This is a genomic window from Citricoccus sp. NPDC055426 (genome assembly GCF_040677445.1).
Taxonomy (GTDB): Bacteria; Actinomycetota; Actinomycetes; order Actinomycetales; family Micrococcaceae; genus Citricoccus.
In genome coordinates, this window is sequence record NZ_JBFARZ010000003.1 from 78,590 (window position 1) to 93,495 (window position 14,906).

General features: G+C 71.2%; 12 protein-coding genes and 1 riboswitch. Of the genes, 2 read left to right on the top strand and 10 right to left on the bottom strand.

Features of this window, described 5'->3' with window-relative positions; genetic code table 11:
- Nucleotides 1-2: 2 nt before the first annotated feature.
- From AB0K08_RS06165 to AB0K08_RS06210, 10 genes are all read right to left on the bottom strand, one after another.
- Nucleotides 3-1,904, bottom strand: coding sequence for an ABC transporter ATP-binding protein (locus tag AB0K08_RS06165; RefSeq protein WP_363352650.1), 1,902 nt, complete (start codon nt 1,902-1,904; stop codon nt 3-5).
- Nucleotides 1,904-2,809 carry an ABC transporter permease gene (locus AB0K08_RS06170; protein ID WP_363352651.1) on the bottom strand — a complete coding sequence of 302 codons (906 nt, stop codon included), beginning with the start codon at nt 2,807-2,809 and terminating at the stop codon, nt 1,904-1,906. The genes AB0K08_RS06165 and AB0K08_RS06170 overlap by 1 nt, the downstream gene beginning before the upstream one ends.
- A complete protein-coding gene (locus AB0K08_RS06175) occupies nt 2,806-3,858 on the bottom strand; it encodes an ABC transporter permease (protein ID WP_363352652.1) in 1,053 nt (350 codons plus the stop codon). Before AB0K08_RS06175 ends, AB0K08_RS06170 begins: the two co-directional genes overlap by 4 nt.
- 3 nt (nt 3,859-3,861) lie before the next feature.
- Entirely contained in the window at nt 3,862-5,673 is a 1,812-nt protein-coding gene (locus tag AB0K08_RS06180) for an ABC transporter substrate-binding protein (RefSeq protein ID WP_363352653.1), read from the bottom strand.
- 87 nt (nt 5,674-5,760) lie between these two features.
- Nucleotides 5,761-7,152: an LLM class flavin-dependent oxidoreductase gene (locus tag AB0K08_RS06185; RefSeq protein ID WP_363352654.1), complete on the bottom strand. Its 1,392-nt coding sequence runs from the start codon at nt 7,150-7,152 to the stop codon at nt 5,761-5,763.
- Between the two features lie 72 nt (nt 7,153-7,224).
- Nucleotides 7,225-8,535: an acyl-CoA dehydrogenase family protein gene (locus tag AB0K08_RS06190; RefSeq protein WP_363352655.1), complete on the bottom strand. Its 1,311-nt coding sequence runs from the start codon at nt 8,533-8,535 to the stop codon at nt 7,225-7,227.
- Complete coding sequence (locus AB0K08_RS06195) at nt 8,532-9,917, bottom strand: acyl-CoA dehydrogenase (RefSeq protein WP_363352656.1); 1,386 nt, start codon at nt 9,915-9,917, stop codon at nt 8,532-8,534. The genes AB0K08_RS06190 and AB0K08_RS06195 overlap by 4 nt, the downstream gene beginning before the upstream one ends.
- A gap of 62 nt (nt 9,918-9,979) precedes the next feature.
- Nucleotides 9,980-10,094: riboswitch (SAM riboswitch) on the bottom strand.
- 159 nt (nt 10,095-10,253) lie between these two features.
- Nucleotides 10,254-10,721 carry an MmcQ/YjbR family DNA-binding protein gene (locus tag AB0K08_RS06200; protein WP_363352657.1) on the bottom strand — a complete coding sequence of 156 codons (468 nt, stop codon included), beginning with the start codon at nt 10,719-10,721 and terminating at the stop codon, nt 10,254-10,256.
- A 111-nt stretch (nt 10,722-10,832) separates the two neighbouring features.
- Entirely contained in the window at nt 10,833-11,519 is a 687-nt protein-coding gene (locus tag AB0K08_RS06205; RefSeq protein WP_363353105.1) for a queuosine precursor transporter, read from the bottom strand.
- A 107-nt stretch (nt 11,520-11,626) separates the two neighbouring features.
- The gene (locus tag AB0K08_RS06210; protein WP_363352658.1) at nt 11,627-12,625 is read right to left on the bottom strand and encodes an ABC transporter substrate-binding protein; all 999 of its coding nucleotides are present in this window, start codon (nt 12,623-12,625) and stop codon (nt 11,627-11,629) included.
- Between the two features lie 170 nt (nt 12,626-12,795).
- Here AB0K08_RS06210 and AB0K08_RS06215 point away from each other — a divergent pair, with 170 nt between their 5' ends.
- Both AB0K08_RS06215 and AB0K08_RS06220 read left to right on the top strand, forming a co-directional pair.
- Entirely contained in the window at nt 12,796-13,815 is a 1,020-nt protein-coding gene (locus AB0K08_RS06215) for a VOC family protein (RefSeq protein ID WP_363352659.1), read from the top strand.
- 99 nt (nt 13,816-13,914) lie between these two features.
- A complete protein-coding gene (locus tag AB0K08_RS06220; protein ID WP_363352660.1) occupies nt 13,915-14,901 on the top strand; it encodes a hypothetical protein in 987 nt (328 codons plus the stop codon).
- Nucleotides 14,902-14,906: the final 5 nt, after the last annotated feature.

Consider the following 14,906-nt stretch of genomic DNA (forward strand, 5'->3'; position numbering starts at 1 on the left):
GGTCACTTTGCGCCTGACAGGGAGGTCAGGGAAGACAGGGATGACAGGGACGACAGCAGGGTCTGCGTGTAGTCGTGCTCGGGGTCCTCAAACACGCGGTCGGCGTCCCCGTACTCCACGGCCTCCCCGTCCTTCATCACCAGGATCTCGTGGCTGAGGTGGTGGATGACGCCGAGGTCGTGGGAGATGAACAGGTAGGTCGTCCCCAGGGTCTCCTGGAGCTCCGCCAACAGGTCCAGCACCTGGGCCTGCACCGAGACGTCCAGGGCGGAGACGGCCTCGTCCAGCACCACGACCTTCGGCTCCGGGGCCAGCGCCCGGGCGATCGCCAGCCGCTGCCGCTGTCCGCCGGACAGGCGCAGCGGGTGTTTGGCCAGGTGTTCCGGGGCCAGCCCGACCACCCGCGCGAGTTCCGCGGCCCGCTCGGACTGTTCGGCCCGGTGGACGCGCCGGGCCCGGGCCGAGGCGAGCAGCCCGGGCGCACCGGCCGCCCCGGACGGGTCGAGCGCGTCCGTGAGGATCCGCTCGCCGGTCCAGCGCGGGTCGAAGGAGCTCAGCGGGTCCTGGTAAACCACGGTGACCTCGCGCCGCCGTCCCCGCCGCCCGGCCACGGACAGCCCGCTCCACGGCGCCCCGTCCAGCAGCACGGTGCCGGCATCCGGGGCGATGAAGCCCAGCGCCATCGACGCCGTGGTCGACTTCCCGGAGCCGGACTCCCCCACGATCCCCAGTGTCCGGCCCGCGTGCACGTCGAAGGACACGTCCCGCACCACCGCGCGGTCCCGGCCGTCCGGCCCGCGGTAGGACTTCGTCAGCCCGCGCGCGGAGAGCACGGCCGGCCGGCCGGCCGCCGGCGACTTCTCCGCCACCTTCTCCACCGGGTTCACGACGCCGGCCGGGGCCTGGCGCTGGGAGGTCCCGGCCGGCGTCGCGCCCGGCTCCCCGGACACCACCGCGGCACCTGAGGCCCGCGCGGCGGCCCGGGCCCGACCGTCCTCGGTCAGGAACTCGCCCCGGGTGTGGCCGGAGGGCACCGCGTCCAGCAGCTGGCGGGTATAGGGGTGCTGCGGGTCCTCCAGGACCTCCGCGGCGGCCCCGGATTCCACGATCGCCCCGCCCTGCATCACGAGCACCCGGTCGGCCAGCCGGCCGACCACGGAGAAGTCGTGGCTGATGAGCAGGAGCGCGGTGCCAGCCGCCTTGCGCTGGGCGAGCAGGTCCAGCACCTGGGCCTGCACGGTGACGTCGAGGGCGGTGGTGGGCTCGTCGGCCACCACGAGCGGCGGGTGGTTGGCGATGGCGGAGGCGATCAGGGCCCGCTGGCGCAGGCCGCCGGAGAGCTGGTCGGGCCGCTGGCCGGCCACCAGCCGCGGCTCCGGGACGCCGACCTCGGCCAGCAGCCGCTCCACCCGTGCGGCCCGTTCCGCACGGTCACGCACGCCATGCGCCCGGAGAGACTCGGCGATCTCGGCGCCCACCGGGCGCAGCGGGTCGAGGGAGACGAGGGCGTCCTGGAGGATGAAGCCGATCTGCGTGCCGCGGATCCGACTCCACTCGCGGTCCCCCAGCGTGCCCACCTCGCGCCCGAAGACGGTGGCCGTGGTGGCCTCCACGTACGAGTTCGGGCCGGTGAGCCCGATCAGGGTGCGGGCGGTGACCGACTTGCCGGAGCCGGACTCGCCGATCACGGCCACGCACTCGCCCGGGCGGATCGCCAGTGAGACATCGTGGACCACCTGGCGGCGCCGGCCGTGCGCGTCCGCGAACCAGACGTTCAGGTGTTCCAGCCGGGCCAGCGATGGTGGGCCGGCGGGCGGCTCCGCTGTGGTGGTGCCGGTGCCTTCGTTCGGAACGACGGGCGCGGCTCCCCGGGACGGGATGGCGGTGGCGGTCAGGGTGTTCATCAGCGGTCTCCTTCGAGGGTGGACTCCACGTACTTGCCGAGGCTGGTGGCGGTCAGGGCCGTGGCCAGCACGGCCAGCCCCGGGATGATCTCCAGCCACCAGGCGGCGGTGATGTAGGGGCGACCCGCCTCCAGCAGGGCGCCCCACTCCGGGGCCGGCGGGGCCACGCCGAAGCCGAGGAACGCGAGCCCGGAGGCCCAGACGATCGACTGGCCGATGCCCAGGGTCAGCACGGCCAGCAGGGGCCGCAGGGCGTTGGGCAGCACGTGCTGGCCGAGGATCCGGGCCGGGTGATGGCCCAGGGCGCGGGCGGCCTGCACGTAGCCGGAACGGTGCACGGACATCACCTGGGCGCGGACCATGCGGGCGTAGCCGGGGGCGATCCCCAGCCCGACGGCGAACACGAGTGTCGGCACGGAGGGGCCGTAGACGGCGATGAAGACCATGGCCAGCAGCAGGATCGGGAAGGCGAAGAGCACCTCGATGGCCCGGCCGATGACCGCGTCCGCCCAGCGTCCGCCGAGCGCGGCCCAGGAGCCGAACACCACGGCCAGTCCCACGCCGACCCCCGTGGCCCCGAGACCGATCAACAGGGACTGGCCGGTGCCGTGCACGATCCTGGAGTACAGGTCCCGGCCGGACTGGTCGGTGCCGAACCAGTGCTGCAGGCTCGGCGGGGCCAGGGGCTCCGCCAGGTTGATGGCCCGCGGGTCCGCCGTGGCCAGCAGCGAGGGGGCGAAGGAGGCGAGGACCAGCAGCGCCGCGAACACCCCCGCGATCCAGACCGTGACGGGAACCCTGCGGAAGGCGCCGGGACCGACGGAGGTGCCGGGGCCGGCGGAGGTGACGGGGCCGGCGGAGGTGACGGGGCCGGCGTCGTGGAGGGGGGCCGTTGAGGTGCTCATGCTGACTCCTTCAGGCGCGGGTCGACGAGGAGGTAGGCGGCGTCCACCACCAGGTTGGTGATCACGTAGATCACGGCCACGAGCATCACCACGCCGCAGACCACCGGCAGGTCCCGGCCGTTGACGGCGGTGACCAGGACGCGGCCGAGGCCGGGGCGGGCGAAGACGTTCTCGGCGATGACCGCGGCGGAGAACTGGGCCCCCACCGCCCAGCCCGTCAGGGAGAGTCCGGGCAGCAGCGCGTGGCGCAGCACATGGCGGATCCGGACCCCGGAATCGGAGAGCCCGCGGGCGCGGGCGGTGAGGACGAAGGGTTCATCCAGGGACCGCTCGAACTCGGTGCGCATCACCTGGGCCAGGAAGCCGGCCAGCGGGATGCCGAGGGTCAGCGCCGGCAAGACCAGTCCGGCGGTGCCGGATCCGGAGACCACGGGGAAGATGCCCAGCCACAGGGCGAAGACCACCAGCAGGATGATGCCCAGCCAGTACTGCGGCAGGGCGGCCGCGGCGGCCTCCAGGCCCGAGAAGAGCCGGGACACCCAGGGCGTGCGCCGGGCGGTGAGCACGAGGAGCACCAGGGCCAGGGCCCACGCGACGGCCAGGGCCGTGAAGGTCAGGACGACGGTGGGGGCGATCTGGTCCCCGATCACCGTGGTCACCGGCTGGTAGAGGGTGTAGGAGATGCCGAGGTCCCCGCGCAGCAGCCCGCCGATGAAGTCCAGGTATTGGATCAGCAGGGGGTCGTCGAAACCGAACATCTCGTTGATCGGCGCGAGCTCCTCCGGCGTGCGCTCCTGGACCTGGCCCGTCTGCTGGTTCAGCAGCAGCGTGGCGCGGTCCCCGGGCAGCAGCGTCTGGATGAGGAAGGTGATGGTGGCCGCGGCCCACACCACGATCGCGGCGCCGGCCAGCTTGCGGCCGATCCGGACCGCCAGGGCGGTGGCCGAAGGGCGGGCGCGAGGCCCTGGCGCGGTCGGTCCCGGTGCGGGCGGTCCCGGCGCGGGGGACGGTGGTTCCGGGAGGCTCACGCGGTCGGTGGTCACGGTCATGGCTCAGTCCTCGTTCTCTGCCGGGGTCCGGGAGGCGAATCCCTCCGAGGCGTCCCGGGCCGCCTCGGAGGTGAAGGCGGCGTCGTGGAAGACCGGCCCGCCCTGGGCGGGCTCGAGCCAGATCCCGGTGGCCTCCCCGGACACGGCCAGGGTGTTGGTCTGGGCGTAGAGCCCGATCGCCGGGGCCAGCTCGCTGAGCTGGTACTGGGCCGCGGAGAACCGCTCGGTGACCAGCTGCGGGGTCGGCGCCTGCAGGGCCGACTGGATGGTCTCGAAGACCTCCGCGTTGTCCAGGAAGGTGGTGTTGGCGCCGTTGGGGGCGTCCTCCGTGGACGGACGGTAGTTGATGTTCAGGATCCCGGCGTGCGGACTGGTCCAGTAGCCGACCTGCGCGTCATAACTGTCCGGCGTGGAGAAGGCGCCCCCGAAGAATTCCGAGGGCGTCCCCGGGCGCAGCACGAGGTCGAAGCCGGCGGCCCGGGCCTGTTCCTGGAAGTTCTGGATCACCGTGTTGCCGTCCGGGGTGATGATGCTGTTCAGCCCGTAGACCACCTTGGCGGTCAGCCGCTGTCCGTCCTTGGTCCGGGTGCCGTCCGCGTCCCGGCCGGTCCAGCCGGCCTCGTCCAGCAGGGCGTCGGCCCGGTCCAGGTCGAAGGGGTACTCGGTGGCGGCGTTCTCGTCATAGCCCGGGGTGGTCTGGGACAGGTAGCCGCTGGGCTCGAATGGGACCGTGCCCAGGAACGCGGACTCCACGTTGGCCTCGCGGTCCGTGGCGAAGCTCAGCGCCTGGCGGACCGGCTGCTCCGTGAAGATCCCCTGCTGGGTGTTCAGGTTCATCACCACGGGGCGGCCCGGGGTGATGTACTGGGTGAACTCGAACTCCTGACGGGCCTGGGCGATGTTCACGGCCGGCACCTCGCCGATCGCGTCCATCTCACCGGCGAGCAGCGAGCCGTAGCGCGAGGTGTTGTCCGGGACGATGTTCCACCGGATGCCCGCCACGTGGGCCGGGCCCTGGTGCCGGGCGTTCTCCGGCGCCCAGTCGTACTCCTCGTTGCGCTCGAACTCGATGTACTCCCCGCGCCGCCAGTCCCGGACCGTGAAGGGGCCGGAACCGATGGGTTCGGTGCAGTTCTCCTCGTCCGTGCGGGTCTGCAGGGCCGTGGGTGACTGCAGGCCGAAGTAGGACTGGGAGATGGTGGAGAGGAACGGGGCGAACGGCGCCGACAGATGGATCTGCACCGTGTGCTCGTCCACCACCTCGGAGTGATCGTAGAAACCGCCGAGATGAGCCGCGGCCGTGCCGTTGCCGCCGTCCAGCCAGTAGTCGAAGTTGTAGGCCACCGCAGCCGCATCCAGGACCGTGCCGTCCGTGAACGTGACATCCTCCCGCAGTTGCAGCGTCCAGATCTTCTGGTCCTCGGAGATCTCCCAGGAGGTGGCGATCCAGGGGACCACCGAGCCGTCCTCCGTGGCGGAGACCAGGTTGTCCAGCACCTGCCGGGCCGTGAAGTTCTCCTGGATCCAGCCGCCGTAGATGCAGTTGGGCTCCTGGAGGTGGCCGTACTCGATCACCCCGCCCCGGAGGGGACTGGCGGAGGACCCGGCGGCCGCGGAAGCGCCGGTCAGGGCGGCGGTATCCGCTGCGGGATCTGCTGCGTTGCCTGCTGTGGGGGTGCCGGTGCAGGCGGTCAGGGCCAGGGCCGAGACAGCGGCCAGGGTGAGGCCGAACGCGGGGCCGACCGGCCGGCGTCGTGCCCGGGTGTTGACGGCGGGCCCGCTTTCGGGCGCGCTCGGGGAAGGTGGGGTGCTCATGGTGGTTCCTTTCAGCCCGGGCGCAAAGTGACCTCACCCCCGCCGCGGTGACGTGGCTGGGTCACTCTGTGCCCGGATGGGGCGGGCTCAGGCCCCGGCGGGGACGGATTCCTCACGCTGGGAGTCGCGGGCGAAGGCCCCGCGGTAGGAGGCGGCCGGATGGGTCGCCGGGAGGCGGTCCCGGCCGAAGAGCTTCTGCCGCAGCGTGCCCGGGGCGTATTCGGACTGGGCCAGGCCCCGCTCGCGCAGCACCGGCAGGACCTTATCCGCGAACTCCTCGAAGGAGCCGGGGATGACCCAGTTGATGACGTTGATGCCGTCCACGCCGGCGGCCTGCCACTCCTCGAGCTGGTCCGCGATCTGCTCGGGGGTGCCGACGATGCGGTTGTTGCGGTGGCTGCGCCACGCCACGTCCGCGACCACGGGCTCACGGTCCGTGATGGCCTTGGAGGTCCACTCGGCGAAGCCCTTCTGCGTATTCGTGTTCAGCTCGGACAGCGGGGTGTCCGGCGGGTAGACCCGACCGTCCGGGTCCACCAGGGCGGCGTGGGCCAGGTAGCCGTCCACGGAGGCGTACTGCTCGTACTCCGCGAGCTTGCGGTGGGCCTCCTCCTCGGTCTCGCCGATGACGAAGCTCAGGCCCTGGTAGAACGTGATGTCCTCGGGTGCGCGCCCGGCCTCCACCGCGCGGCGCCGGGTGTCCTCGATCTGCTGCCGGGCGATCTCCGGGCTCGCCGCGATGATGAACACGGCCTCTGCATTGCGGGCGGCGAAGTCCCGCCCCGAGGCCGAGGAGCCGGCCTGGTACAGCAGCGGGGTGCGCTGCGGGGACGGGGAGGGAAGGTGCGGGCCCTCCACGGTGTACCGCTCACCGACGTGATGGATCTTGTGGACCTTCGCCGGGTTCGAGTACCGGGATCCGTCCCGGTCCTTGACCACGGCGCCCTCGTCCCAGGACCCCTCCCAGAGCTTGTAGGTGACGTCCACGTACTCCTCGGCCCAGGCGTAGCGCTCGGCGTGATCGGTCAGCCGGGGCAGGCCGAAGTTGCGTGAGCCGTTGTCCTGGGTGCCGGTCACAATGTTCCAGGCGATCCGGCCGCCGGAGATGTGGTCCAGCGTGGACAGCTGGCGGGCGAACTGGAACGGGTGGGACTGGAACACGTTCGAGGTGGTGGCCAGTCCGATGTGCTCGGTGCTCACGGCGAGCGCCCCGAGCAGCACGGTGGGGTCGTTGGAGGGGATCTGCAGTCCCTCGTTGACGTAGACGGAGTAGTCGGCGTCCGCGTCCCCGTAGTGGCCCACCACGTCGGCGAAGAACATGGCGTCGAACTTGGCGGCCTCGAGGGTCCGGGCGAGGTTGATCCACGTGTTGACGTCCGTGAACTCGGTCTGGCCGGCGTCAGGGCGGCGCCACTGGCCGTGGTGGATGTGGCTCGTGGTGTTCATGACGAAGGCGTTGAAGTGCAGGGGTGTGCTCATGGGGTTCTCCTGAGGGTTCGTGAGGGGTTGGGCACGGAGTGACGAGACCACGTCACTCCGGTGGGGGTGGGGTCACTTTGCGCCCGGGGTTGGCGTGGCCGGGGCGGAGCCGACGCGGTAGGAGCGCTCGGGGCCGGTGCCGTTGACCTCCCAGTCGCCGAGCAGCCGGGCCCGGTAGATCAGCGGGTTGTGGTTGGCCAGCACGCGAGCGTTGCGCCAGTGCCGGTCCAACCGCTTCGTCTGGCTCAGGGCGGTGGCCCCGCCCACCTCGAAGAGCTGGGTGGCGGCGGCCAGCACGGTCTTCGCGATGACCTGCTGGGCCTGGTAGACGCGGACGTACAGCTCGTCCACGTCCTGCTCCGGCAGCTGCCCGCCGTCCGTCAGCGCGGCCTCGCGCTCGAGGATGCCGCCGAGGGCGGTGACCACGGAGTCGAACGCGGCCCGTGCCCCGAAGGCGGCGGCGGAGAGCTCGCCCACAACCTGGAGCACCTGGGCGTCCTCGCGCGGCAGCTCGGCGGCACCGTGGCTGAAGGAACGACGGCGGCCGGCCACGTATGCTGCGCCGTCCCTCACGATCGCCTCGGCGATGCCCGTCAGCGCCGCCAGGTGCAGGAACTGCCAGCTGGCCTGCCCGGTGGCCACGCGGGTGCCGTCATCCAGGCCGCCGGCGTAGACCTCCTCGGCCGCCACCGGGGTGTCCGCGAACACCGTGGTCCCCGAGGCGGTCAGCTGCTGGCCGAAGCCGTCCCAATCGTCCAGCAGGGTGACCCCCGCCGCGTCCACGGGCACCGTGGCGGCGATCTCCTCGCCCGCCGCGTCCACCGCGGCCACGATGATCCAGTCCGCGTACAGCGTGCCGGTCGAGTAGTACTTGGTGCCGTTGAGCCGCCAGGTCCCGGCCACGTCCTGGACCAGGGTGGTGGTCCCCTGGCCCACCGCGTTGTTGATCTCCGTCACGGCGTTGCCGACGACGGCCCCCTCACCGAGGCGGCGCAGCCACCGCTGGCGCAGGGCCTCATCCGGGTGGCCCAGCACGTTCTCCTGGTTGATCAGGTGCGCCCGCAGCGCCTGGACGAGGTTGGAGTCCGCCGCGGCCAGCTCGAGGATCAGCGGCGCCTGCTCGGCGAAGGTCAGCCCGGACCCCCCGTACTCCACCGGGACCCGCAGGGAGGTGAACCCGGCCTCGGCGAGGGCCCGGACGGCGCCGCGGTCGATGTGCCGGTCGGCCTCCCGCTGGGCGGCGCTGGCCGCGATCTCGGCGAACACCGGGGTGAGGCGTTCCCGGGCGGTCCGGTAGGCCTCGGAGGCCTGGCCTGGACGGGAAGTCAGGCTGGACGCGGTGGGCGGGGTGGACGGGGTGGACAGGGTGGTGGCAGTCATCATGCTCCTGGGGTGGTGGCGGAAGGGGTTGCGGCCGGGGCCGAGTTGCGGGCGGTGGAGTGGAACGGCGGGACGGTCCCGTGGAGGCGGTAGGCGCCGATCGCCTGGGTGCGATAGATCAGCGGGGTGTGGCTGGCGACGGTGCGGGCGTTGAGCCAGTGCTGGTGCAGCTGTCTCGAGGCGTCGGTGGCGGAGGCGCCGCCGGTCTCGAAGATCAGGTTCGTGGCGTCCAGGATCAGCTCGGACACCACGAGCGAGGCCTCGGACAGGGTGATGTTGGCCCGGGTGTGGGCCTGCACGACCACCGGGTCCTCCAGGTCGATGTGGCCGCGGACCTGGACGTAGGACTCCTCCACCACGGCCGCGGCGCCACGGACGATCTGCCGGGCGGCGGCGACCTTGGCGGAGACCGCGCCGATGACCTGGTGCACCAGCGGGTCCTCCGCCGGTGTCTCCGCCGCGGCGTGGTCATAGGTACGACGCCGGCCCCTCACGAAGGCGGTGATCTCGCCCAGGGCGGTGGTCCCGATCCCGGCCTGGGTGGCCGTCAGCACAAGCCACAGCACCGTGTACGCCAGGACCCCGGTGGGCACGTTGAACTCCTGGGTGCGCTGGGCCTGCACGGGGACATGGTCCAGCGTCGTGGTGCCGGAGGCGGTGAGCCGCTGGCCGAAGCCGTTCCAGTCGTCGATCCGCTGCACGCCGGGATCCCGGGCGTCGATGATCGCGAACACCGGGCCGTCCTCCTCGAAACCGGGCTTAATGGCCGAGACCAGCAGGTAGTCGGCGAAGACCGCCCCGGTGGAGTAGAACTTGTCCCCGGTGAGCCGGGCCACCTCGGTGGTGCCGGTGGCGGCGGCCGCCTGCACGGTGTCCGGGTCCGCGTCGATCCAGTGCACGGGGCGCTGGCCGGCGGACGGCGGCAGCTCCACCAGGGCGTTGCCGAAGATCCGGCCCGCTGCCACCTCGGCCAGCCACCACTCGGAGACCGCGCCCTGGGACTCGTTCTCGTGCTGCTCGGTGAACATGAAGTGCCCGTGCAGGGCCTGCGGCAGGTTGGGGTCCGCGGCGGCCAGGTCCACCAGCAGCTCGGCCAGCTGGGGCAGGCTTGCCCCGATGCCTCCGTACTGCCGGCCCAGGCGGACCCGAGTGAAGCCCGCGCCGCGCAGGTACTCGATGGCCGCGAACGCCAGCTCGTGGTCCAGCTCGCGCTGGGCGGTGCCCGCGGCGACGGCCGCGAAGACCGGGGCGAAATGTGCGGTGAGCTGGGCGTCCGTCGGTCCGGAGGCGGCGGTGGCCGCGCGCAGGTCCTCGAACGTGGGCAACTGGCCGGCGGGGCCGGCGTCGGGGGTGGTGGTGGTGTTGGTTTGAGTGCTGTCCGGCATGGGTGGTCCCTGTCATCCATGGCACACCGGAGACGCGCGATGCGGGGCATGCGGTTGCGGTGATGCCGTACTTGCCCCGCGGCGGTCCCCGGGGGCCGAATCATCACCTGGAGCACCCCACTACGGTGAGAGGGTTGCCGTCCGGCCAGCCAGGGCTTCGCACCGGATCTCGTGATTCCGAGGTCAACACTAGGGAGGCGGTCCGGGCCTGCCAACCATGTCGTCATGAACCGTTCTGCGCCGTCATCTTCCGGCCCCGATCCGCCACGTCGGGGCCGGAGCGGCCCCAACCGCTCCTGTGTGACGGGGGATGACGGGCCCGATCAGGCCCAGCGTTCAGGCGTCGAGCGCCCTCACGCAGCGGGCCGGGGCGGTCAGCCGGTAGCTGGCCTCCAGCCATTCGGCGACCTCGGCCCAGCCTTCGTCGTCATCATCGGCGCCCGGGTCGAGGGCCGAGAGGTCGATGGCGAACCACCCGCTCGCGCCCAGGTAGGCCGGGCGGAAGGCGCGGGGATCCTGCTCCAGGAAGTCGAGGTCGGAGCCCTCGGGCTTGATGACCAGGGCGCGGGGATACTGCAGGTAGCCCTCCCAGTCCCCGCTCCGGCGGCCGCCGGGTGGCAGCGGGGTGTCGCCCCCTGCGGCCGCCGCCTTCACCGAGGTCCCGTAGTACGCGAAGACCGTGGTGGTGAAGAACGCCGGCCGACCGTGGGAGACCTTCATCTGCGCCTCGGGGAGGTCCAGCGCCACGGCGCGGACGCGCTGGAAGTGGAGGTCGCCGTCGTCGTACATCTTTGGGTGGGCCATGCGCATCAGTGTCACGGCCCGCGGCGTCCGATGAAAGCCCCTGTTCCCGGGGCACGGGGTGACCAGACCGCGTCACGTCGGTGGGGGTGAGGTCACTGTGCGCCCAGGGGGTCAGGCGGAGTAGGCGGGTTCGGCCCTCTTGACCCGGCCGATGACCCACATGGTCACCGGGGAGAGCACGATCTCCACCACGGACTTGAAGACGAAGCCCACGAGCACGTAGTTGAGGAAGGTCGGGACGTCGGTGATGCCGATGACGCCGGCGGCGATGGAGCAGAAGACGAGCGTGTCCAGAAACTCGCCCACCAGGGTGGAGGCTGCGAGCCGGCCGAAGAGCAGGCGTTCACCGGAGCGCCGCTTCATCCGGACCATGAGCCAGGAGTTGGCCAGCTGCCCGACCAGGAAGCCCAGCAGGGAGGCCAGCACGATCAGCGGCACGGGGGCCAGGGTGCGCACGAGCGCGTCCTGGCCGTCGTACCACTCGGCACCGGGCAGCCCGATGATGACCCAGAAGCAGACCGCCGCGAAGACCGAGAGCGCGAAGGTGGTCACGATGGCCCGGCGGGAGGCCTTGAAGCCGTAGACCTCGGAGACCACGTCCCCCACGATGTAGGCGAGCGGGAAGAGGAAGAAGCCGCCGTCGGTGACGATCGGCCCGAACATGACGCCCTTCGAGGCCCCGAGGTTGGACAGGATGAGCACCACGGCCATGACGGCGGTGAAGATCGCGTACAGCCCGGTGCCGGTGGGGGCGAAGCGGGCGGCGGAGGGGGCAGGGGCGGTGGTGTTCACGGAAATCCTTGGACGATGCGCTGCGGGATGGACGCGATCCTGCTGCCCCAGGTTGCGTCCGGACGACCCCTTATTCTTCCATATCCGCAGCTTGCCGGCGGGGCCGCACCGTCCTACTGGATGATCATGGCGTCCAGATCGGGCTCGGCGTCGATGAAGTCGTACTTGACGGCGAGCTGGCCCATCGCGTGGAGCTGGTCTTCGCGGATCTCGCCACCGAGCTGGTCCAGCTTGAGGGCCATGGCGGCGTCCTCGGGCAGGTTCATGAACTCGGGCAGCAGCTTCTTCGCCTCATCGTTGTTCTCGTCCGTGGCAGCGAGTGCCTCCGTGATGGCCGCCTGGAACTGTTCGACCGTCTCGGGGTTCTCCTCGGCGAAGGTACCGGAGGTGAAGGTGACCATGGTGGGCATGCCCTCGATGGAGTCGCGGAACGAGTAGCCGAGCAGCTCGTTCGCCGGGTCCTCCAGTGCCTTGCTCAGGAAGGGCTCCGGGATCCAGATCGCGTCCGTGTTGCCCTGCTCCAGCTGGGCGGGCATGTCCTGGAAGGGCATCTCGGCGAACTTCACGTCCGCCGGGTCCGTACCGCCCTGCTCCGCCAGGTCCATCAGGGTCAGGTCTCCCAGAGTCCGCAGGGCATTGATGGAGGTGATCTTGCCACCCAGATCCCCATAGTCCTTGATCCCGGCGTCCACGCGGGTGACCACCCCGGAGGTGTCCTCCCCCTCGTCCGAGGAGTTGCTGTATCCGGCGACGATCTTCATGTCCAGACCTTGGTCCACGGCGGTGAGGACGGACAGGGGGTTGCCGACCCCGAAGTCCATCTGCCCGTTGGACACGGCCGGCAGCATGGCGGCGCCGCCGTTGGCCAGGGCGATCTCCACCTCGAGACCGTGCCTCTCGAAGATGCCCTCCTCGATCCCGTACTCCACGGCGACCGATGCCGCCAGGGGAATCAGACCGAGGGTCACCTGCGTCAGCTCCCCCTCCGCTACGGCAGCAACGCCCGATTCGGAGGTGTCCCCGGTACCCGAGGGCGTTCCCGAGGAACAGGCGGTCAGGGCCAGGCCGGCCGCGGCGAGGACGGACAGGGCGGCGAGATGGCGGGATTTCAAGGCGACTCCTGGAAGCGTGAGACAGGTCACTCAGCGAATGAATACCTATGACCGTAGCCACAGCGCGCCGAACTGTCTATAATTTTGTTGACAATCTTGTTCAACATCCGTTCGCAGCCCCACAGCCCCCTTCGTCCCCGAGCAGCACCGCGTCTGACAGGAGCACATCCATGACCGAGCGCATCCGCGACATCGCCCACCTCTCCACGGTGGAGCTGTACACCCCGAAGTTCGAGGAGTCCCTCTGGTTCTTCAAGGACCTGCTGGCCATGCGCGAGGTCGGCCGCACCACGGAGAACGGTGAGGAGTCCGCGTACCTGCACTGCTGGGACGACTACGAGACCTACTCGATCAAGCTCACCGCCAAGTCCCACGCGGGCGTCGGCCGCGTGGCCTGGCGCGCCCAGAGCCAGGAGGCCCTGGAGCGCGTGGTCGCCCGGATCGAGGCCACCGGCCTGGGCGAGGGCTGGGTGGACGGGGAGATGGGCCGCGGCCGCACCTTCCGGTACCGCAACCCGGACCAGCACCTGATGGAGGTCTACTTCGACACCGCCTGGTACGAGGCCGATGACTCCGACCGCCCGGCCCTGAAGAACCAGGCCGCCCGGTTCCCCGGCTTCGGCGCCAACGCGCGCCGCCTGGACCACATCAACTACCTGACCTCGGACATGGCCGCCGTCTGCGACTTCACCGAGAACGTGATGGGCGGCTACACCACCGAGTTCATCCAGCTCGACGACGGGGACGTGGGCGGCCACTGGTTCACCTTCGGCCAGAAGTCCTACGACATGGTCTACTCCGATGACTGGACCGGCACCCCGGGGCGCCTGCACCACCTCGCCTTCGCCTCGGACACCCGCGAGGACATCCTCAAGGCCGCGGACATCTTCCTGGAGAACGGCATCTTCATCGAGTACGGCCCCTACAAGCACGCCATCCAGCAGGGCTTCTTCCTCTACGTGTGGGAGCCGGGCGGCAACCGGATCGAGCTGGCCAACCAGGGCTCCCGCCTGATCCTGGCCCCGGACTGGAAGCCCATCCCGTGGTCCCAGGGCGAGCGCGCCAAGGGCCAGGCCTGGGGCATGAAGACCATCCCCACCTTCCACACCCACGGCACCCCGGTCGTCGAGGACTCGGACGCCACGGCCAACCCGCACGCCGCCCCGCAGGACTCCGGCCTGGAGTCCTGACCCCTCACCATCACGGCCGCGCCAGTCGTCGAGAATCGCCGAGCGAATCGACAGTTGGCGCGGCCGTGTTGACTGGTGCTGTCCGCGTAGGCTCGGACCATGCCCCAGAACTTCGGTTGGTTCGCCTCTGCGCCCCGGTCCAGCAACGCCTTCGCTCCGAGCAGCCAGGCGGTGCTCCACCAGGAGGCCGCCCTGGGCTCCCGGCCCGTGGCGGCCTCCCCCTGGTTCGCCGCCGCCTCGGCCGCCGCCATCGGCGGGTTGACACTCATCGAGCCCCGCCACCTGGGCTCCGGCGCCCGGGCCGTCTACCGGATCACGACGGCGGCGCTCACCGGCGCGTACACCGCCGCCACCCTGCCCGCCGGGATCACGGCGGGGATGCCCGCCCGCTACAGCGACGGGCCGCATGGACAGTTCATCCCCCTGGGCGACGTCGGTCGCGGCTCGGCGGCGCTGGCCACCGGCGGCCTCGCCCTCGGCCTGGCCGATCCGCTCGAGGCACTGGACGCCCGCATCGTCGGCTGGCTCGACGAGCGCGGGGTGAGCCGGCCGCGGTGGTGGATGGCCGGCGTCGGAGTGGCACTGGTGGCCGCCGGCTGGGCATCCGACCGGGCCGAGGCCCGCGCCCTGCGGCGCGCCCTCCCGGAGGGTGCGGAGATTCCCGACGAGGACGACGGCCAGGGTCCTGCCGATCCCGCCGTCGCGGCCATCCTGGGCGCGCTGCTGCAGCCCGGAGTCCCGGGCGCCGAGGCCTTGCGGATCCAGCTGGAGACGGTGGAGCAGCAGGACGTGGACTCCGGGTTTGTGACGGACGCCTTCCTGGTCGCTCACCCGGACTCCCCGCGCGTCAGCCCACGGAGGCAGACCTGGCCGGTCAAGGGCCGCTTCACGCGGGACGGCGTGGTCTTCGAGGTCGAGCTGCAGATCCACGAGGGCCGGCTAGAGTCGCTGTCCATCATGCTCGCCGAGGAGATGAACGGGCCGGACAGCGAGGTCGACTACGACGAGGCGATCAACTCCCTCACCGCGTGGCCGGTGCCGGAAGAACTGGAGTTCATCACCGAGGACGCCGACCCCCTCCCCTGACCCGG

What these genes read in the sequence shown, in the direction of transcription:
- AB0K08_RS06215 (WP_363352659.1), top strand. Translation starts at nt 12,796, where the DNA reads ATGACCGAGCGCATCCGCGACATCGCCCACCTCTCCACGGTGGAGCTG.
- AB0K08_RS06180 (WP_363352653.1), bottom strand. Translation starts at nt 5,673, where the DNA reads ATGAGCACCCCACCTTCCCCGAGCGCGCCCGAAAGCGGGCCCGCCGTC.
- AB0K08_RS06175 (WP_363352652.1), bottom strand. Translation starts at nt 3,858, where the DNA reads ATGACCGTGACCACCGACCGCGTGAGCCTCCCGGAACCACCGTCCCCC.
- AB0K08_RS06220 (WP_363352660.1), top strand. Translation starts at nt 13,915, where the DNA reads ATGCCCCAGAACTTCGGTTGGTTCGCCTCTGCGCCCCGGTCCAGCAAC.
- AB0K08_RS06170 (WP_363352651.1), bottom strand. Translation starts at nt 2,809, where the DNA reads ATGAGCACCTCAACGGCCCCCCTCCACGACGCCGGCCCCGTCACCTCC.
- AB0K08_RS06190 (WP_363352655.1), bottom strand. Translation starts at nt 8,535, where the DNA reads ATGATGACTGCCACCACCCTGTCCACCCCGTCCACCCCGCCCACCGCG.
- AB0K08_RS06200 (WP_363352657.1), bottom strand. Translation starts at nt 10,721, where the DNA reads ATGGCCCACCCAAAGATGTACGACGACGGCGACCTCCACTTCCAGCGC.
- AB0K08_RS06195 (WP_363352656.1), bottom strand. Translation starts at nt 9,917, where the DNA reads ATGCCGGACAGCACTCAAACCAACACCACCACCACCCCCGACGCCGGC.
- AB0K08_RS06165 (WP_363352650.1), bottom strand. Translation starts at nt 1,904, where the DNA reads ATGAACACCCTGACCGCCACCGCCATCCCGTCCCGGGGAGCCGCGCCC.
- AB0K08_RS06185 (WP_363352654.1), bottom strand. Translation starts at nt 7,152, where the DNA reads ATGAGCACACCCCTGCACTTCAACGCCTTCGTCATGAACACCACGAGC.